This window comes from Lysobacter sp. Root916 (assembly GCF_001429785.1).
Taxonomy (GTDB): Bacteria; Pseudomonadota; Gammaproteobacteria; order Xanthomonadales; family Xanthomonadaceae; genus Lysobacter.
Window position 1 is genome coordinate 1,552,394 of record NZ_LMJF01000001.1, and the last position, 19,149, is coordinate 1,571,542.

Below are 19,149 nucleotides of genomic sequence, written 5' to 3' on the forward strand. Positions count from 1 at the left end.
AAAGACACAATTAAAGTGTCATAAATCGCCAATGCCGCTCCGACTGCATATCGACCAGCAGAATTGACGGGCACTTCGAGTGCCACATACGGCCTACTAAACACATCTTAGGCGCACTGCATGCGCAATATCGCGATATCAGACGCATGCATCCCATGCCACACGCGCAAGCCATGCAACCTGATTTCACCGTCGAATCAGTCAAGTAGCACTCTCTCGCGCCCTTAAATGCTTCGCGCCGCTAGCGCGCTCACCGCTGCCTGCGCCAGTGAGCGTGTCCACCTGGCACACAAATTCGACTGCACTTTTCGGCCGATCGCAGGGTGAATCGCTCGTTCGTTAACCAACGATGACAGCGTCGTTAATCGTGTGTACGTTCGGCCATAAGGGGACGGCATCACGCCAAGGTCGGCGTACATAACGCAATGCGAAGACTACATTTCTAGGGGACAACCAATGGCAACTCGTAACGCATACGGCCTGCAGCGCAGCAGGCTGACGGCGGCGCTGATCAGCGCCTTGATCCTTTCGGCCGCCGGCACCGCTGGCGCGCAGGACACCAGCACTCCGCCGCCTCCCGCCTCGAAGTCCGATGCGACCGACGTGCAAGGTGTCGTCGTTACCGGTTCGCGCATCAAGCGAGCGGAGATCGAGGGCCCGGCACCAGTCACCGTGATTTCGGCCGCCGACATCGAGCGCCAAGGCTTCACCACGGTCTATGAAGCGCTTAATACGCTTACGCAGTTTTCCGGCAGCGTCCAGAACGAACTAAATCAGAGCGGCTTCACGCCCAACGCCAGCGTGCTGAACTTGCGCGGCCTCGGCCCGGAGCATGTGCTCACGCTGATCAATGGACATCGCGTGGCGGATTATCCGCGCCCCTACAATAGTCAGAGCAATGTGGTGAACCTCAATGCGATCCCGGCCGCGGCCATCGAGCGCATCGAAGTGCTGACCAGCGGCGCCTCGGCGATCTATGGCTCGGACGCGATCTCCGGCGTCGTCAACGTTATTCTGAAGAGCAACTACGAAGGCAATGAAGTTCAGGTGCGCGTCGGCACCACAACCCGCGGTGGCGGCGACACCGGCGATGTGCAATGGATCGGCGGCCGAGTCGGCGACAACTGGAGCCTGACCTACGCATTCGAGTACCTCACTCGCGAGCCGATCTTCGCTTCGCAACGTGAGTTCATGGATTCCTATCGCGACGATCCTTCGACCGACAACCCCTCCCCCGTCATCGGTTTGCGCATCCGCAACCGCAGCCGCGTCATCTCCGGCACCAGCCAGTACGTCCTGCCCGGTGGCCTGGCCGTATGCGACCAGTTCAAGGATTTTGAGCGTTATCCGGTAAACGCCGCGCTGAATCCCTCGGTCGTGGTCGGCAACTCCTGTGGCTACTGGTCCTTCCCCGCGACGCAGCAAATCCGAAATTCGCGCAGCGACCTGTCCGGCTACGTGCGCGGCACCTGGGATTTCGCCAACGGCATGCAGATGTACGGCAGCCTGACCGCCTGGTCCAGCGAGGCCAAAGCCGCGTCGTCGACGCAGTTCTGGCAGAGCCCGCTCTTCGTCGATCCGGTGTTCAATGTAGCCAACGGTCTGCCGGCCGCCAGCATCCTGGACATGCAGCGCATCATCACCCCGAGCGAAATCGGCGGCCGCGATGTCCAGCAAACCAAGTTCAAGGAAAACAGCTACAACTTCGACATCGGCCTGTCCGGCACGGCTCTCGGCGACAAGTTCGATTGGGATGTCTACTACAGCCGATCCGAATACACCAGCAAATCCGACCAGCCACGCTTGAAGGCCAAGGCGATCAACGATTGGTTCCTTGGGCCACGCATCGGCACCACGCCCGGCAATCGCGCCATCTATAACTTCAACCAAGCGCGCTACCTGCGTCCGCTGACGCCGGAAGAGTTTGCTAGCCTGAGCACCGTCGCAAAGGCCAAGGCGAAGTCGCAAGCCGATACCGTGAACCTCACGTTCGCGGGCGATCTGTTCGAGCTGCCGGCCGGCCCGCTGGGATTCGCGACCGTGCTGGAAGCGGCGCGCCAGGAATACTCGCTTAACCCCGACCGGCGGACCCTCCCGGGTGCCGATCCGAACGAGGCGATCTACAACCTCACCGACACCATTGGCGGTGGCAAGCGCAGTCGTTATGCGGCGGGCGTCGAGTTCAGTGTGCCGATCGTCGATACGCTGAAGGCGCAATTGGCCGGTCGCTACGATAAGTACGACGATCGCACGGACACTGGTGGCGCATTCACCTACAACCTGGGTTTGGAGTACCGGCCGGTCTCGAATCTGTTGCTGCGCGGCTCTTACGGCACGACCTTCCGTGCTCCCGACATGCATTACCTGTATGCGGGCACCAGCGGCTTCTTCACCACCTACTTCGATGAGTTCGCGTGCCGTCGTGACGGTTTTCAGGTCGCGGATTGCAACAACAACGCCACCTACAACTACTCTGCCGCGGGCGTGCGCTCGGGCAATCTCGAATTGGAAGAGGAAACCGGCAAGTCCTGGACCGCCGGCGTGGTGTGGGACATCATCGACAACCTTTCGGTCTCCGCCGACTACTACAGCGTCGAACTCGAGAACATCATCGGTGACGACGTCGAACGCCTGCTCAACGACGAAGCCAGCTGCCGCTTGGGCGTGGATCGCAGCGGCGCAACGGTTAACCCGGGGTCCGCGATCTGCGTCGACGCGCTCTCACGCATCACACGCGGTGCTCCCATCGTCGGCCCTGGCCTTGGCAACATCGCCACCCTGACGACCGCTCCGCGTAATCTGCAGCTGCTCGAAACCAACGGCATCGACGCCAGGGTCCGTTATCGCATCGACACCGATCGTTTGGGTGACTTCCGTTTCGAGCTGGGCTGGACGCACGTGCTGAGCCAGAAGCGTCAGGACTTCGCCGCCGACCCGGTCGAGGAATATCGCGACGACCGTAAGAACCACGACTTCCGCAGCCGCGCCAACTTCACCACCTCGTGGTCGAAGCAGGATTGGAGCGCGAATATCTATGGCACCCGTTGGGGCTCCTTGCCCGACTGGGAGGAATCGGGCCGTCGCATCGCGCCCTACTTCCTCTGGAACGTCAACGTCAGCAAGAAGATCACCAATAAGGCTACGCTGGGGTTCTTCGTCAACAACGTGTTCGACAAGCTGCACCCGCGCGACGACTCGCACTTCAGCTATCCATACTTCTGGAGTGCGTATAGCCCTATCGGCCGCGAAGTGTTCCTCCAGTTCGACTATAAGTTCCAGTAAGTTTCGACTGCTGCTCCCGTATCAAAAAAGCCCGGCGCAAGCCGGGCTTTTTTTTTGGGGGGCCTGGCCCGAGCGATCGCTCTTCCACAGGCGCGCCCCCTCCGTTACCGAACTCCCTCTAAACCTCTCCACACGAGGTGTGGAGCGGCCGCTCTCGCACGCGCGAAGAGCCTGCCCCGGCCAGTGCTAGCTTGGCGATCGCCCGCGACGAGTCGCCATCTCACACATTCGCGCCATTTCGCATCAGTAGAAGAATTCGTGCAGGCACCCATGCACCACATCTCACTACGTAGTGACAGTACGCTTTGAGCACGCAACAGAACACTTCAAAGAGCATAAAATGGCAATTATTGGGTGCAATTAAGTCATTTTTTCAATAAAAACAATAACTTATAAGGAGCAAAATTACTGCCTAAAAAGTGTGATCTTGTGATGACATAGGCGTTAACACCATGTTAAGTTCGCCTTTAAGGGGACAGCAACACGCCAAGGTCGGCACACAAGAAACACATCTAGTTCATTTGGGGGACAACCAATGGCAGTTCGCAACGCATCCGGCCTGCAGCGCAGCAGGCTGACGGCGGCGCTCATCAGCGCTCTGGTCCTTTCGGTCGCCGGCACGGCGAGCGCTCAGGACACCAACACGCAACAGGCTCCTGCTTCGAACACCAAGGCGACCGACATCGACGGCGTCGTGGTCACCGGCTCGCGCATCAAGCGCACCGAGATCGAAGGTCCGTCGCCGGTCACGGTGATCACCTCGGCCCAGATCGAACGCGAAGGTTTCAACACCGTTTACGACGCGCTCAACACCCTGACCCAGGCCTCGGGCGCGACTCAGAACGAGGTCTTCCAGGGCGGCTTCACCCCGAACGCCAGCGTGATCAACCTGCGCGGTCTCGGCCCGGGTCGTACCCTGCTGCTGATCAACGGTCGTCGCGCCGCGGACTATCCGCTGCCCTACAACGGCCAGAGCAACTTCGCCAACTTCGGCAACATCCCGGCCGCCGCCGTGGACCGTATCGAAATCCTGGCCGGCGGCGCTTCGGCGATCTACGGTTCGGACGCGGTCGCGGGCGTGGTCAACGTCATCCTCAAGACCAACTTCGAAGGCGACCAGCTCAAGGTCCGCGCCAGCACCACCAGCCAGGGCGGCCGCGATATCGGCGACATCCAGTGGATCGGCGGCAAGACCGGCGACAACTGGAGCGTCACCTACGCCCTCGAATACTTCAACAGCGAGCCGCTGTACGGCTATCAGCGCGACTTCATGGATTCCGCGCTCGACAACCCGCTGCCGCCGGCCTTCGTCGGCATCCAGCCGACCGGCACCATGCGCGTGCGTCGCCGCACCGGCTCCACCGCAGGCTCGTACTTCGCGCCGCCGGCCGGCGCCTGCGAACAGCTCGGCGACGAGTGGGCGCGTTGGAACTTCCGTTCGGCAAACGCAGCCGGCGTGATCACCAACCTCGGCCAGGCCTGCGGCAGCTTCAAGGACGTCGGCTACCAGACCATCAGCAATGGCAATAGCGATCTGTCGGGCTACGCTTACGGTACCTATCAGTTCGACAACGGCATCCAAGGCTGGGCCAGCCTGCAGGCGTGGAAGTCCACGGCGAAGTACGGTGCGGGCACCCAGTTCTGGGCGGGACGCACCACTGGCGGTCTGTGGTTCGATCAGACCTTCAACAATGTCGTCGATGCCCAGCGCGTGTTCACTCCCCAGGAGGCGGGCGGCATCGAGAAGCTGCTGGCCAAGAACGACGAACGCTCCTACGACTTCGCGTTCGGCTTCCGCGGCACCTTCGGCGAGAAGTGGGACTGGGATCTGACCCTGTCGCGCGCCGAGTACAACATCAAGGTCGACCGTCCGCGCCTGCAGTCCAACTTGGTCAACGACTGGTTCCTGGGCCCGCAACTGGGCACCCGTGTCGTCGGTGGCGTGGCCTACCCGATCTACAACCTCAATCAGTCGCGCTACTACCGCGCGCTGACGCCGGAACAGTTCGCGGCCCTGAGCACTACGGTCCGCACCGACGCCGAGTCCTACGTCAACCAGGGCAACTTCGTGGTGTCCGGCGACCTGTTCAACCTGCCGGCCGGCCCGCTGGGCTTCGCTGCGGTGTTGGAAGCCTCGCAGCAGGAATACGACCTGACCGCGGACCCGCGCATCCTGCCCGACTACACCGGCCTCGATCGTCCGTACAACCTGACCGGCACCGGCGGCGGTGGCGAGCGTAGCCGCTACGCTTTGGGCGTCGAGTTCTCGGTGCCGATTCTCGACTCGTTGAAGGCCAGCTTCGCCGGTCGCTTCGACAAGTACGACGACGTCACCTCGGTGGACGATGCCAAGACCTGGAACGCCGGCCTCGAATGGCGTCCGCTGGACAACCTGATGTTCCGCGGTTCGTACTCGACCAGCTTCCGCGCCCCCGACATGCACTTCGTGTTCGCCGAGCGCAGCGGTTCGTTCAGCACCATCTTCGATACCCGTCGCTGCTTGCAGGACGGCGGTAGCTCGAGCAGCGGCTGCACCGCGGCGGCCTACAACTACACCGCCTTCGGCGTCCGTCAGGGTACCCGCGACCTCGAAGAGGAAACCGGCAAGTCCTGGACCGCCGGCATGGTGTGGGACATCATGGAAGGCATGTCGTTCACCGCCGACTACTACAACATCGAGATCGAAAACGGCGTTTCCGACATCACCTCGGCCTACATCCTCGACGGCGAAGCCGGCTGCACCACGGGCCTGACCCGTAACCGCACGCCCTTCACCCTGGGCGCTCCGGGTTCCGCGTTCTGCAACGACATGCTCTCGCGCGTGTCGCGTCTGAGCGCGCCGGGCACCCCGAACGACGGCCAGATCACGGAAATCCGCCGTGGCCCGATCAATCGCGCGGTTCAGAGCGTGACCGGCATCGACGCCACCCTGGACTACCGCTTCGACACCGACCGTCTGGGCGACTACCGCTTCCAGCTGGCCTACTCGCACACGCTGGAGCAGAAGACCGCTCAGTTCAAGGGCGACCCGGTGCTGGATTACCGCGACGACCTGACCAACTTCGACTTCCGCAGCCGCATCCGTGCGACCGCGACCTGGGAGCGCGACGATTGGCAGGCCGCGGTGTTCATGCTGCGCTACGGCAGCCTGCCGAACTGGCAGGAAACCGGCCGTATCGCGCCTTACTTCATCTGGAACACCAGCGTGGGTAAGAACATCACCGAGAACGCCAAGCTGGTCCTGTACGTGAACAACGTCTTCGACAAGACCCATCCGCGCGACGACGGCTTCAACAGCTATCCCTACTTCTGGCGTGCGTACAGCCCGATCGGCCGCGAAGTGGCCTTCGAGTTCCAGTACAGCTTCAAGTAAGCGACTGCTGCTTAGTCCCCAGAAGCCCGGCGCAAGCCGGGCTTCTTTTTTGTCCGGTCGCGGCCGTGGGGCCCCGCTTCCATACGCCGACGGATGCGGTATAAAGAAGGTCAGCCGCGGGGCTGTCGCGCGGCCAGAACCATGCCTATCCCTGGGAGGGGAACATGCGTACCAAACTGCTTGCATTGCTACTGCTGGCGCTGCCGATGGCGGCGTTCGCGCAGAACACGCCGGTCGGACACTGGGTCACGATCGACGACAAGACCCAGAAGCCCAAGTCCGTAGTCGAGATCTACGAAGCGAAGGACGGCAGCCTGGCCGGACGCGTCACCAAGGTGCTGCAGTCCGAGCGCGGCCCGAATCCGGTCTGCGACAAGTGCTCGGGCGAGCGCAAGAACAAGCCGGTCGAGGGCATGGTCATCCTGTGGAGCGTGCGCAAGCACGGCGACACTTGGGAAGACGGCAAGATCCTCGACCCGGCCAGCGGCAAGATCTATTCGGTCAAGGTCACCCCGATGGAGGGCGGCAAGAAGCTGGATGTACGCGGCTTCATGGGCTTCTCGCTGCTGGGCCGTACCCAGACCTGGGTCCGCCAGTAAGCCTTGCACCGCCGTTGCGGCATCGACGACCCGGCCTAGGCCGGGTCGTTTCGTTTGGGGGCTGGGATTCGACCGCGAATCGGCCTGCTCGCCGGGAAGCGAGGTCCATCGCGGCTTATGACCGAAGGGAATGCCCGTGGGACGCCGCGCCCACAGAAGGAGACGGGGGATACGCCTGCGGAGGCGGGCCGCACGGGCCCTGCGGCGGTCGCGTGCCATAATTCCCGACCACCCACCGCAACGCTGCCCATGTCCCGCGAGTTCGTCGTTACCTGCGCCCTGCCCTACGCCAACGGGCACCTGCACCTAGGCCACCTGGTCGGTTACACCCAGGCCGATATCTGGTGCCGCGCGCAACGCATGTCGGGCCATCGGGCCTGGTACGTGTGCGCGGACGATACCCACGGCACGCCGATCATGCTCGCAGCCGAGAAGGCCGGGGTCACCCCGGAATCCTTCATCGCCGGCATCCAGGCCAGCCACGAGCGCGACTTCGCCGATTTCGGGGTCGCCTTCGACCACTACGATTCGACCAACTCGCCGCGCAACCGCGCGCTGACCGAAGCCTTCTACGCCAAGCTCGACAACAACGGCCACATCTCGCGGCGCTCGGTCGCGCAACTGTACGACCCGGTCAAGGGCATGTTCCTGCCCGACCGCTACGTCAAGGGCATCTGTCCGAACTGCGGCACGCCCGACCAATACGGCGACAACTGCGAGAACTGCGGCGCGACCTACGCGCCGACCGAGCTCAAGGAACCGCGCTCGGTGGTCAGCGGCGCGACGCCGGAGCTGCGCGAGTCGGAGCATTTCTTCTTCGAGGTCGGCGGCTTCGAGGCCTTCCTGCGCGAGTGGCTCAGCGGCGACGTCGCGATCCCGGGCGTCAAGGCCAAGCTGCTGGAATGGCTGGACGCCGACGGCGGTCTGCGCGCCTGGGACATCTCGCGCGACGCGCCCTACTTCGGCTTCGAGATCCCCGGCCATCCGGGCAAGTACCTGTACGTGTGGCTGGACGCACCGATCGGCTACCTGAGCAGCTTCGAAGCCCTGTGCGAGCGCGAGGGTCTGGACTTCTTCTCCTACCTCACCCGCGACAGCCAAGCCGAGCTGCACCATTTCATCGGCAAGGACATCGTGACCTTCCACGGCCTGTTCTGGCCGGCGGTGCTGCAGGGCGCGGGTTTCCGTGCGCCGACCCGCCTGCACGTCAACGGCTATCTGATGGTCAACGGCGAAAAGATGTCGAAGTCGCGCGGCACCTTCATCCAGGCCCGCACCTATCTGGACGTCGGCCTGGACCCGGAAGCGCTGCGCTATTACTTCGCGACCAAGACCGGCGGCGGCGTCGACGACGTCGACCTCAACCTGGCCGATTTCGTCGCGCGCGTGAACTCGGACCTGGTCGGCAAGTTCGTAAACCTCGCCAGCCGTTGCGCCGGTTTCATCGAGAAGCGCTTCGACGGCCGACTCGCCGACACCCTGCCCGAGCACGCGACCTACGCGCGCTTCGTCGAGCAACTGCAGCCGATCGCACAGGCCTACGCGCGCAACGAGGCCGCGACCGCGCTGCGCCTGACCATGGCGCTGGCCGACGAAGCCAACAAGTACATCGACGAGCACAAGCCCTGGGTGCTGGCCAAGCAGGAAGGCGCCGACGCCGAGCTGCAGGCCGTGTGTACGCAGGGCCTCAACCTGTTCCGCGTACTGGCCGCCGCGCTCAAGCCGGTGTTGCCGCGCGTAGCGGCCCAGGCCGAAGCCTTCCTGGGCGCGCCGGTCGCGCTGTGGAGCGATCTGCACGCACCGCTGCTGACGCATCGTATCCAAGCCTACGCGCCCTTGTTCACCCGTATCGACCCCAAGCATATCGAGACCATGATCGAAGCCTCCAAGGAATCGCTGAAGCCCACCGAGACCGAAGCCGTCGCGGCTCCCGCCGTCAAAGCGGCCGCTGCCGCGCCTGCCGCCGCGCCCGCCGCGACCCCGGCCAACGCCGCGGCGACCATCGGCATCGACGACTTCGCCAAACTCGACCTGCGCGTGGGCAAGGTGCTGGCCTGCGAGTTCGTCGAGGGTTCCGACAAGCTGCTGCGCTTCGAACTGGACGCCGGCGAACTCGGCACGCGCCAGATCTTCTCCGGCATCCGCGGCTCCTACGCCGAGCCGGAAAAGCTGGTCGGCCGCAGCGTGGTGTTCATCGCCAACCTGGCGCCGCGCAAGATGCGCTTCGGCCTCAGCGAGGGCATGATCCTGTCGGCCGGTTTCGACGGCGGCGGCCTGCACCTGCTCGACGCCGACGGCGGCGCGCAGCCGGGCATGCCGGTGCGGTGAAGCGAGTACAGAGTGGAGAGCAGTGAGGAACGAGTAAAAGCGCTCTCTCACTCCTCACTCCTCTCAGCTCACTTCTGCCTCATGGATTTGACCGAACGCCTAGACCGCCTACTGCCGCAGACCCAATGCGGCCAATGCGGCTACGCGGGCTGCCGCCCTTACGCCGAGGCGATGGCGCGCGGCGAGGCGGGCGTCGACCATTGCCCGCCCGGCGGCGACGCCGGGGCGCGCGCGCTGGCGCGGTTGCTGGGCGTGCCCGCGCGTCCCTACGACCGCGCGCGCGGCACCCACAAGCCGGCGCCGGTGGCGGTGATCGTCGAAGCCGACTGCATCGGCTGCACCAAGTGCATCCAGGCCTGTCCGGTCGACGCCATCATAGGCGCGGCCAAGCACATGCACACCGTGATCGAGCCGCTGTGCACCGGCTGCGAACTGTGCGTGCCGGCCTGCCCGGTGGATTGCATCGTGTTGGAGCCGGCGCGGCCAGCGGCCTAGCGTTGGGCCCGCCGCAGGATGGGGTGAGCGCAAAGAACCGCATCGTCCGCGAACCATCCTTCGCATCGATATTGCGCCGACGCGGCGCGGTGCGATTCGCTTGCGCTCACCGCACCCTAGGAATGCGCTTTGGCGTCAGCGCTTACCGGCCGCTTCCTTGACCGGAGCTGCCGCGCCGGTGGCCGACGGCGGCGCCAGGTCGGCGGTGCCGGCCGCGCAAGCCGAGCACACGCGTTCGATCTTGTAGCCCTTGGCGCGCAGCTTCTCGACCACGCCGTCCTCGCCCAGCAGATGCAGTGCGCCCACCACCACCAGCGCGTCGTCCTTCTTGGACTCGTCCAGCATCTTCTGGATCTGCGGCACCCAGGCGTCGTTGCGCTCGATGTTGACGACGCGATAGGTCTGCGGCGTCTTTTCCTTCATCTCGGTGCGGGTGAGTTCGTCGAGCTTGGCCAGGTCGCCGGCGCGCCAGGCGTCGTGCATGTCGGCGAGCATGCCCGGCATTTCGGTGGGGCGATCGAGGAAATCGCGCAGGCCTTCGATCTGCTCGGGCATCGGCGAGGAGTCCATCACCTTCAATTGATCCTCCATCGACTCCAGGCCGCCGGTGGGCTTCTTGGCCGTGCTCGCCTGCTTCATCAGGTGCATATCCAGCCCGAGCTGGGGGCTGAAGCCCATGGCCTGCGATACGCCCAGCAACAGCGACAGGTTCACGAACCAGGGTTCGTAACCGTCGAGCGCCGCCACCGGCACGCCCTGCTTGCCCATCAAGCGGGTCAGCTTCTCGTGCAAGTCGGCGGGCAGCACCTGACTCAGGGTGCGGCCGTCGGGATAGCCGGCGGCGACCATGAACTTGGCGGCCGCGCCCGGGTCGGTCATCTGCTCCGGCGGGATCTCGAACAGCACCTTGTCGGCGGCCGCGAACGCCGCATCGACGTCGGGCGACAGCGGATAGTCGTCGCTCTTGAGCAGGTGGAACGAGCCCAGCAGGTAGACCGCGTTGTCGGCGTCGGACACCTTCCACAGCAGCGGCACCGGCGGCGCCTTGGCCGGCACGGCGGCGACCGGCGCCTTGGCCGTCGCTGCCGGCGCGGCGTCTTGCGCGGAGGCGATCGCCGAACTCAGCGCGGCGAGGATCAGGGCGCAGGGCAGCAGGCGCTTGAGGTGCGGATTACGGAGCATGGGTTATCGTCCTTGGAGTCGGTCAGTGCGCGCCGGCATAGGCCTTCTCGCCGGCGGTGATCGCCAGGTCGAGACGGTTTTCCTGCGGCGGCAGCGGGCAGGTCGCGAACGCGGTGAACGCGCACGGCGGGTTGTAGCTCTTGTTGAAGTCCAGCATCACGCGGCCGCCGATGCCCGGCTTGGGCGCGTCGAGGAAGCGTCCGGCGCCGTAGCTGCCGTGGCCGTTGGTGCGGTCGGCGAACACCAGGAACAGCTCGTCGCCGCCCTCGTCCAGGGCTTCGATGCGGTAGCTCTTGCCGTCGCGCTCGAATTCGACGTAACCCGGGTTGGGCACTTGCTCGGTGGTGCCGACGATGTTGGCGATCGCGATGGTCTTGCCCGGCGGATGAGCGACGAACTTGCTGTCCACCACCCAGCCGGCGTCGGCCTGCCAGTACGGAATGTCCTTGAAACCGCTGCGCGTGGGCGCATCGGCGTGTTTGACGCGCAAGGCGTAGCGATCGCCACGCTTGATCACGGTCAGGATGCCCTTGCCTTCGTCGAAGCCGAGCTTGCTGGGGCCGGCCGGGTCGGTGTCGATGCGCAAGGCGGTCGCGCCCTTGAGCGGCTGATCGTCCAGGGTGAACGCGGTGCCGCGTTCGGGAACGAAGCGCACGCTGCCGTCCTTCTTCAGATCGATCATGCCGAAGTGGCCGGGGCCCATCGCCAGGCGGATGCCATTGTCGGGCTCGCTGCCGAAGTAATGCGGGCCCGGGTCCAACCAATGCAGGCCGACCAGGCTGGTCCAACCGTCGGGCTTGGTCAGGTTGGTTTTGCGCTCTTCGCGCCAGACCTGTTGCTCGCCGACGAAGGCGGCGCTAGTGGGCTTGGAGGGCGCTTGCGGCTCGGCGGCGGCGCCGGTCGCGGTGGCGGCGGCGCCGGGCGCGTCGAGGTCGCTTTCGGAACGTTCGCCGCCGCCGCACGCGGCCAGGACAAGGCAGAACACGATCGGGGACAGCACCATCGGGAGCAGCCGCAGTGGCGGCATAGTCGGCAATCGCATTCTTAACGTCCTCGCAGGAACCAGCGGTCGATTTCGGACAGGCTGAAACGGGCCCAGGTCGGCCGGCCGTGATTGCATTGGCCGGAACGCTCGGTCGCTTCCATTTCACGCAGCAGCGCGTTCATTTCGGGCAGGCTCAGGCGCCGGTTGGCGCGCACCGCGCCATGGCAGGCCATGGTCGCCAGCAATTCGTCGCGCGCCGCGGCCACGCGCCGCGATTCGCCGTGCTCGCGCAGGTCGGCCAGCACGTCGCGCAACAGCGCTTCGACGTCGCCGTGCGCCAGCAGGGCCGGCACGCTGCGCAAGGTCAGCGATTGCGGGCCGCTGCGGGTCACGTCGAAGCCCAGCGCTGCCAGGGTGTCGGTTTCGCGCTCGGCGACTTCGGCCTCGCGCTCGGACACGGCCAGCGAGGCCGGCACCAGCAAGGGCTGGGTGCGCAGGCCTTCGCCGTCGTGGGCGTGCTTGAGTTTTTCGTAGCCGATGCGCTCATGAGCGGCATGCATGTCGACCACGATCAAGCCTTCGGCGCTCTCGGCCAGCACGTAGATGCCGTGCAACTGGGCGATGGCGTAGCCCAGCGGCGGCAGGCTGGCGTCGTCGCTGTGCGGCAGAGCCGGGCGCGGCGCGGCGGGATCGAAGGCCGGCGGCGATGGATAGGTCGGATGGGCCTGCGTCGCCGCCGCATCGCCCGGCGCGCCGTAGAGCGCGGCGTAGCCGTTGCGGGTTTCCTCGACCTGGAAGCCGAGCGGGCGCGTGGGCGCGCTCCAGTTGTAGCTGGGTTGCGCGCTCTGCATCGGCGCGCCGGCGCCCGGCGCTTGCGCATAAGGCTCGTGCGCGCCCGGCTGCGGGGCGATGCCGGCGCGGGTCTCGGCCAACGCGTCGTGCAGGGTGCGGTAAACGAAATCGTGGATCAGACGCGAATCGCGGAAGCGCACCTCGTGCTTGGCCGGATGCACGTTGACATCGACCCGGCGCGGGTCCAGCTCCAGGAACAGCACATACGCCGGCTGGCGGCCGTGGAACAGCACATCGGCATAGGCCTGCTTGACCGCGTGGGCGACGCTGCGATCGCGCACCGCGCGGCCGTTGACGTAGAGGTACTGCTGGTCGGCGCTGGCGCGGTTGTAGGCCGGTTGGGCGATCCAGCCGTGCAGGCGCAGGCCGGCGCCGGCGTGGTCGACGCGCAGCGCGTTGCGCGCGAATTCCTCGCCCAGGGTTTCGTTGATGCGCACGTCCGAAAGCAGATCGCCCTCGCCCTTCCAGCGCCGCGAGGGCTTGCCGTTGTGCGACACGCGCAGTTCCACGTCCGGTCGCGCCAGGGCGAGCTGACGCAGCCATTCCTCTATGTGGCCCAACTCGGTGCGCTCGGCCTTGAGGAATTTGCGCCGCGCCGGGACGTTGAAGAACAGGTCGCGCACTTCGACCGTGGTGCCCTGCGGATGCGGCTTGGGCGTGACCTGCCCGACCCGGCCGCCGTCGACTTCGAGGGTGGCGCCGTGCTCGGCTTCGATCCGGCGCGAGACCATCGCGAACCGGCTGACCGAGGCGATCGAGGGTAAGGCCTCGCCGCGGAAACCGAGCGTGGCCACGCCTTCCAGATCGTCCAGGGACGCGATCTTGCTGGTGGCGTGGCGCGAGATCGCCAGCGGCAGTTCCTCGGCGGCGATGCCGGCGCCGTCGTCGCGGATCCGGATCAGGCGCACACCGCCCTCTTCCAGGTCGATGTCGATGCGGGTCGCGCCGGCGTCGAGCGCGTTTTCGACCAGCTCCTTGACCACCGAAGCCGGACGTTCCACGACCTCGCCGGCCGCGATCTGATTGATGAGGGTATCGGGGAGTTGACGAATAGCCACTGAGCGACCGGGCGCCGCGGCGGCGCCGTGAGAATACGGCTTCGATGATAGCCGCTCACCGCCGGCTTCCGCGATCCGTTTAGCGCTTTCGCGACGCAAGCCCGTTCCGGCGCGCAACCGCGCAGGCCTTGCAGGGGTCGGATCGGATCAGGCGGCGCGCACGCCGCCCAAGCGGCTCAGGGGCTGCCGCCGCCCCCGCCCATCGCCACCGGCTGAGCGTCGGCGCGCGCGGCGTAGAGCGTGCCCGGCGGCGGCTGACGGGTGAAGTAGGTGTTGACGCCATCGAGCACGGCGCGCGCGAGCGCGCGCTGGTGCGCGGGATCGGTCAGGCGGCGCTCTTCGTCCGGGTTGGAGATGAAGGCGGTCTCGACCAGCATCGCCGGCATGTCCGAGGTCCGCAGCACGGCGAAGTTGGCGCGCTCGATATGCGGCTTGTGGTTGTTGCCGACGCGCTTGAGCCCGTCGAGCACATGCGCGGCCGCGTCTTCGGACGCCTTCATGTGACCGCTCTGGGTGAGGTCCAGCAACACCGAGGTCAGGGTGTTGTCGGCTTCCTGCAGGCGCACGCCGCCGACCAGGTCGGCCGAGTTTTCCTTGTCCGCCAGCCAGCGCGCGCGCTGCGAGGACGCGCCCTTCAGCGACAGCACGTAGACCGAGGAGCCCTTGGCGGCGCGGTTCTCGGCGGCGTCGGCGTGGATCGACACGAACATGTCGGCCTTGGCCTGGCGCGCGAGCTGCGCGCGCCGCGGCAGCGGAATGAACACGTCGCTGTCGCGGGTGAGGTAGGCCTTGAGCCCGGGCGTGGCGTTGATCTGGCGCGCGAGTTCGCGCGCGATCGCCAGGGTCACGTCTTTCTCGCGCTTGCCGGCTTGGCCGACCGCGCCGGGGTCCTGGCCGCCATGGCCGGGGTCGATGGCGATGATGAGCGGGCGCATGCCGCGGCCGCGCATCACATCCTTCATGGTCTTGACCGCGCCGGGCGTGGCCAGGTCGTCGGCCGGCGGCGCGCTCGCGGCGGCGCCCGGCATCGGCGTGGGCACGCCCGAGGCGATGCGGGTGGGCACGCCGGTGGCGATGGTGGTCTGCACCGGCGGCGGTGCGACGGTCGCGACCGGCGCGGCGGCCGCCGGGGCGGCGATGGCCGGCGCGCTGGAGGCGTTGCGCGCGGCCAGTTCGGAGATCAGGCGCGTGGTCGCGGCCGCGGACGAGGCGGCCTGGTCGACGCCGCGATGCTCGGACACGACCGCGGTCGCGGCCGGCGACGGCGCCGATTGCGGCACGGTCGCGGACGGCACGGGCGTGGTGTGCGCGGCGACGACGGAAGCGGCCGGCGGCGCGGCGACGGGCTGCGGCTCGACGCCATCGCCCGGCCACTCCAGCACCAGGCGCGCGCCGTTGGCGGCCGGCTCGATGCGCGGCTTGAGCGCGGCGACCGGCTGGGCCAGATCGAACACGATGCGCACGGTGCCCGGAGCGGGCTGACCGGTGCGCACGGATTTGACGATGCCCGCGCCGGTCGGCAGGCGCAGGCCCTTGGCCAGCGACGAGGCCGGCAGGTCGACCGCGAGGCGGTCGGGGCCCTTGAGCGAGATCAGCTTGAATTCGGTGCCGCGGTCCAGGGCGATCTCGGCGCGGGTGCCGGTGGCGCCGCTGCCGACGTCCAAGCCCTTGATTTCACTGGCGTGCGCAAGATTCCAGGCCAGCGCTGCGAGCAGCGCCATGCCGAGCAGGAATTTCTGAACGGTGGCCCCTTTTACGCGCATGGGTGCTAGTCAAGCACCAGCGCCTTGGAAATGCAAGCACTTTTCCCTTACGAATCCGGCACCTGCCACCACTTCCTGTGGAAACGTTCAGGAGTCGGCCGCAAGCTCCCGGGTGGCGGCCAGGGCCTGGACCCAGCCCCTGCCGGTCTCGGACTCCGGGATCAGCCGGGCCGAGCGCCCCGCTCCCTCAACCGCCAGTTCAACCCGCAGGTCGGCCGGGGGTAGCCCGCCGCGACCGCGGTCGGGCCATTCGATCAACCACAGCGTGGCCTCGTCGCCGTCCAAGCCGAGAAACTCGAGCTCGCCGACATCGCCGATGCGATACAGATCCAAATGCCAGGCTTCGCCGCCGCTGGCGAGCGGATAGCGTTCGACCAAGGTGTAGGTGGGACTGCGAATCGCGCCTTGCACGCCCAGTACGCGCAGCAAGGCGCGTGCGAGCGTCGATTTGCCGGCGCCGAGATCGCCGCTGAGATGCACCACCGCGCGCTGCGGACGCGTACGCGCTAGTGCGGCACCCAAGGCATCGGTGGCGTCGGCATCGCGCAACGACAATGCGATCGCTGCTGGTTCGTGCGCGGATGCGCTGGAGTGAGACGAGATCAACGCGAACTCTCCGGATTGGCCAAGCGCCGCAACCACGGCATCAAGTCGGTAGGCAGCAAACCGCGCTCGCCTCCGTCGCGCGCCGCGGCGTCCGCTGCGGCTGAGTGCAGCAGCGCGCCGCATACGGCGGCGTCGAACGCGTTCAAACCCTGCGCGCGCAGCGCGGCGATGGTACCGCTGAGCACGTCGCCCATGCCGCCGACGGACATGCCAGGATTGCCCGCCGCGATCACGCGAGGTTCCGCATCCGGCGCGGTCACGATGGTGCCCGCGCCTTTCAACACGATGGCGCAGGCGTAGCGATCGCGCAACGCGCGCGCGGCGCTCAAGCGATCGGCTTGCACCTGCGCGGTATCGATGCCGAGCAAACGCGCCGCTTCGCCCGGATGGGGCGTGAGCACGCAATCCGCATGCAAGGTGCGCGGCCGCTCCGCCAACAGATTCAAGGCATCCGCATCCAGCAGCAAGGGGCGCTGGCTCTCAAGCACGCAAGCCTGCAAATCGCGCGCCCAGGCGCCCTGCCCCAGGCCCGGTCCCAAGGCGATCATGCTCGCGCGTTCGAGTGCATCACGCAGTTGCGCTGCATCGCGGACCTCGCGCGGCATCGCTTCCGGTATGCGCGCCAAAACGGCTTGTACATGCTCGCCGCGCGTGGCGATCTCGACCAGGCCGGCGCCGCTGCGCAAGGCCGCTTGCGCGCACAACACGATCGCGCCGCCGCTGCCGTGGTCGCCGCCCACGCACAGCACCCGGCCGTTGCGTCCCTTGTGGCTATCGCGTTCGCGCGGCGACAACCAGCGCCGCAGATCCTCCGCGCGCATCGAACGCGCGACCGGCGCACGATCGAAAGCTTCGACGGAGAGCTGCAGATCGGACCACGCCAACGAGCCGACGCAGTCCAAGGCCGAACCGGTACTCAAACCGAACTTGTGCGCGATGAACTCGATCGTGGCATCGGCGATCACGGCGGGCGCATAGGCGACGCCGCGCTCGGCGTCGACGCCGCTGGGCACGTCCAGCGCGAATACGGGCGCGGATTGGGCGTTGATGGTCTCGATCAACGCCGACGCCTCCGCATCCGGTGCGCGCGACAAGCCGATGCCGAACAGGGCATCGACGATCAGATCCGCATCCAGCGCGCCGCTCGCATAGACCTCGCTGCGGCCTCCCGCCTCCGTGTATGCGTCCGCGGCGCGCCGGGCCAGCTCGCCGCGCGGCGCGTGCGCGGCCAGGTGCGATACCCGCACCTCGCGACCGCTAGCCTGCGCGTGCGTCGCCAGCACATAGCCGTCGCCGCCGTTGTTGCCCGGCCCGCACACCACCACGATGCGCTGCGCCGCGGGCCAGCGCCGCAGCAGTTCGCGCCAGCCCGCCGCGCCCGCACGGCGCATCAGCTCGTAGGCGTCGCCCAGGTGCGCGCTCGCGCGCGCCTCGACGGCACGCAACGCGGCGGTGTCGTAAAGCCCGGAATCGAAGGAGAAATCGGCCGTAGGCATCGCACGATTCTATACTTGCCGCATCGTGAGCCCGCACCACGCCAGCCCCGACCCGACGCCCGCCGCGCCCGACTACGCGGCGCTGACCCTGCGCATCCGCGAATTGGCGCGCGAACTGGGTTTCCAGCGTTGCGGCATTGCCGGCATCGAGCTGGGCCCCGACGAGGACTATCTGCGCGACTGGCTGGCGCAGGGCCTGTACGGGTCGATGGACTGGATGGCGCGCCACGGCGAGCTGCGTTCGCGGCCGCAGGCGCTGATCCCGGGGACTCTGCGGGTGATCTCGGTCGGGCTGGACTACGGCCGCAACGACGACGAGGACGCCTGGGCCACCCTGGCCGACCGCGAGCGCGCCTACGTCGCCCGCTATGCCCTGGGGCGCGACTACCACAAGCTGATGCGCCAGCGCCTGCAGCGCCTGGCCGACCGCATCGGCGAAACGGTGGGCCCGTTCGGGCACCGGGTGTTCGTGGATTCGGCGCCGGTGCTGGAGCGCGCCCTGGCGCGCAACGCCGGCCTGGGCTGGATCGGCAAGCACACCTGTCTGATCGACAAGGACGGCGGCTCCTGGTTCTTCCTGGGCGAAATCTACGTCGATCTGCCGCTGCCGATCGACGCGCCCGCCAGCGCGCACTGCGGCACCTGCGTGCGCTGCATCGAGGTCTGTCCGACCCAGGCCATCGTCGCCCCGCATCGCCTGGATGCGCGCCGCTGCATCGCCTACCTGACCATCGAACACGAAGGCGCCATCCCGGAGGAGCTGCGCCCCGCGATCGGCAACCGCATCTTCGGCTGCGACGACTGTCAGCTGGTCTGTCCCTGGAACAAGTTCGCCAAGCGCACTGACGAGCCCGACTTCCGCGCCCGCAACGACCTGGATCGCGCCAGCCTGGCGCAACTGTTCGCCTGGAGCGAAGCCGAGTTCCTGCAGCGCACCGAGGGCTCGGCGATCCGCCGCAGCGGCCACGAACGCTGGCTGCGCAATATCGCGGTCGCGCTGGGCAATGCGCCGAGCACGCCCGAGGTGATCGCCGCATTGAACTCGCGCCGCGAGGCCGACAGCGCGGTGGTGCGAGAGCATGTGGAGTGGGCCCTGGCGCGCCACGGCGCGGCCTGAGGTCGCCTTACGC

12 protein-coding genes are annotated in these 19,149 nt (G+C 66.8%); 6 read left to right on the forward strand and 6 right to left on the reverse strand.

All coding sequences use genetic code 11. From position 1 onward, the window contains the following. Positions 1-456 precede the first annotated feature (456 nt). From ASE35_RS07025 to rnfB, 5 genes are all read left to right on the forward strand, one after another. Positions 457-3,282, forward strand: a complete 2,826-nt coding sequence (locus tag ASE35_RS07025; protein ID WP_235568645.1) for a TonB-dependent receptor — start codon at positions 457-459, stop codon at positions 3,280-3,282. A gap of 535 nt (positions 3,283-3,817) precedes the next feature. Further along, entirely contained in the window at positions 3,818-6,655 is a 2,838-nt protein-coding gene (locus ASE35_RS07030) for a TonB-dependent receptor (protein ID WP_057159547.1), read from the forward strand. A 164-nt stretch (positions 6,656-6,819) separates the two neighbouring features. Then, a complete protein-coding gene (locus tag ASE35_RS07035) occupies positions 6,820-7,254 on the forward strand; it encodes a DUF2147 domain-containing protein (RefSeq protein WP_056175596.1) in 435 nt (144 codons plus the stop codon). 249 nt (positions 7,255-7,503) lie between these two features. Next, positions 7,504-9,582, forward strand: a complete 2,079-nt coding sequence (gene metG / locus ASE35_RS07040) for a methionine--tRNA ligase (protein WP_057163319.1) — start codon at positions 7,504-7,506, stop codon at positions 9,580-9,582. A gap of 81 nt (positions 9,583-9,663) precedes the next feature. Beyond that, positions 9,664-10,077, forward strand: coding sequence for an Rnf electron transport complex subunit RnfB (gene rnfB / locus ASE35_RS07045; protein WP_082576314.1), 414 nt, complete (start codon positions 9,664-9,666; stop codon positions 10,075-10,077). A gap of 135 nt (positions 10,078-10,212) precedes the next feature. On the opposite strand, the gene ASE35_RS07050 is transcribed toward rnfB, so the two are convergent. The 6 genes from ASE35_RS07050 to ASE35_RS07075 form a co-directional block, all read right to left on the reverse strand. Continuing rightward, on the reverse strand, positions 10,213-11,259 hold the full coding sequence (locus ASE35_RS07050) for a TraB/GumN family protein (protein WP_057163320.1): 1,047 nt from the start codon (positions 11,257-11,259) through the stop codon (positions 10,213-10,215). A gap of 22 nt (positions 11,260-11,281) precedes the next feature. Further along, positions 11,282-12,301 carry a DUF1684 domain-containing protein gene (locus ASE35_RS07055; protein WP_082611147.1) on the reverse strand — a complete coding sequence of 340 codons (1,020 nt, stop codon included), beginning with the start codon at positions 12,299-12,301 and terminating at the stop codon, positions 11,282-11,284. A gap of 2 nt (positions 12,302-12,303) precedes the next feature. Next, entirely contained in the window at positions 12,304-14,154 is a 1,851-nt protein-coding gene (gene mutL / locus ASE35_RS07060; RefSeq protein ID WP_057159550.1) for a DNA mismatch repair endonuclease MutL, read from the reverse strand. A gap of 176 nt (positions 14,155-14,330) precedes the next feature. Beyond that, the gene (locus ASE35_RS07065; protein WP_082611148.1) at positions 14,331-15,875 is read right to left on the reverse strand and encodes an N-acetylmuramoyl-L-alanine amidase; all 1,545 of its coding nucleotides are present in this window, start codon (positions 15,873-15,875) and stop codon (positions 14,331-14,333) included. Between the two features lie 129 nt (positions 15,876-16,004). After that, complete coding sequence (gene tsaE / locus ASE35_RS07070; protein ID WP_057163449.1) at positions 16,005-16,478, reverse strand: tRNA (adenosine(37)-N6)-threonylcarbamoyltransferase complex ATPase subunit type 1 TsaE; 474 nt, start codon at positions 16,476-16,478, stop codon at positions 16,005-16,007. A gap of 41 nt (positions 16,479-16,519) precedes the next feature. After that, complete coding sequence (locus tag ASE35_RS07075; protein WP_057163322.1) at positions 16,520-18,019, reverse strand: bifunctional ADP-dependent NAD(P)H-hydrate dehydratase/NAD(P)H-hydrate epimerase; 1,500 nt, start codon at positions 18,017-18,019, stop codon at positions 16,520-16,522. Between the two features lie 82 nt (positions 18,020-18,101). Between ASE35_RS07075 and queG the strand changes: the two genes are divergently transcribed. Continuing rightward, a complete protein-coding gene (gene queG, locus ASE35_RS07080; protein ID WP_057163450.1) occupies positions 18,102-19,136 on the forward strand; it encodes a tRNA epoxyqueuosine(34) reductase QueG in 1,035 nt (344 codons plus the stop codon). Positions 19,137-19,149 lie beyond the last annotated feature (13 nt).

What these genes read in the sequence shown, in the direction of transcription:
- ASE35_RS07025 (WP_235568645.1), top strand. Translation starts at nt 457, where the DNA reads ATGGCAACTCGTAACGCATACGGCCTGCAGCGCAGCAGGCTGACGGCG.
- ASE35_RS07030 (WP_057159547.1), top strand. Translation starts at nt 3,818, where the DNA reads ATGGCAGTTCGCAACGCATCCGGCCTGCAGCGCAGCAGGCTGACGGCG.
- ASE35_RS07035 (WP_056175596.1), top strand. Translation starts at nt 6,820, where the DNA reads ATGCGTACCAAACTGCTTGCATTGCTACTGCTGGCGCTGCCGATGGCG.
- metG (WP_057163319.1), top strand. Translation starts at nt 7,504, where the DNA reads ATGTCCCGCGAGTTCGTCGTTACCTGCGCCCTGCCCTACGCCAACGGG.
- rnfB (WP_082576314.1), top strand. Translation starts at nt 9,664, where the DNA reads ATGGATTTGACCGAACGCCTAGACCGCCTACTGCCGCAGACCCAATGC.
- ASE35_RS07050 (WP_057163320.1), bottom strand. Translation starts at nt 11,259, where the DNA reads ATGCTCCGTAATCCGCACCTCAAGCGCCTGCTGCCCTGCGCCCTGATC.
- ASE35_RS07055 (WP_082611147.1), bottom strand. Translation starts at nt 12,301, where the DNA reads ATGCGATTGCCGACTATGCCGCCACTGCGGCTGCTCCCGATGGTGCTG.
- ASE35_RS07065 (WP_082611148.1), bottom strand. Translation starts at nt 15,875, where the DNA reads ATGGCGCTGCTCGCAGCGCTGGCCTGGAATCTTGCGCACGCCAGTGAA.
- ASE35_RS07075 (WP_057163322.1), bottom strand. Translation starts at nt 18,019, where the DNA reads ATGCCTACGGCCGATTTCTCCTTCGATTCCGGGCTTTACGACACCGCC.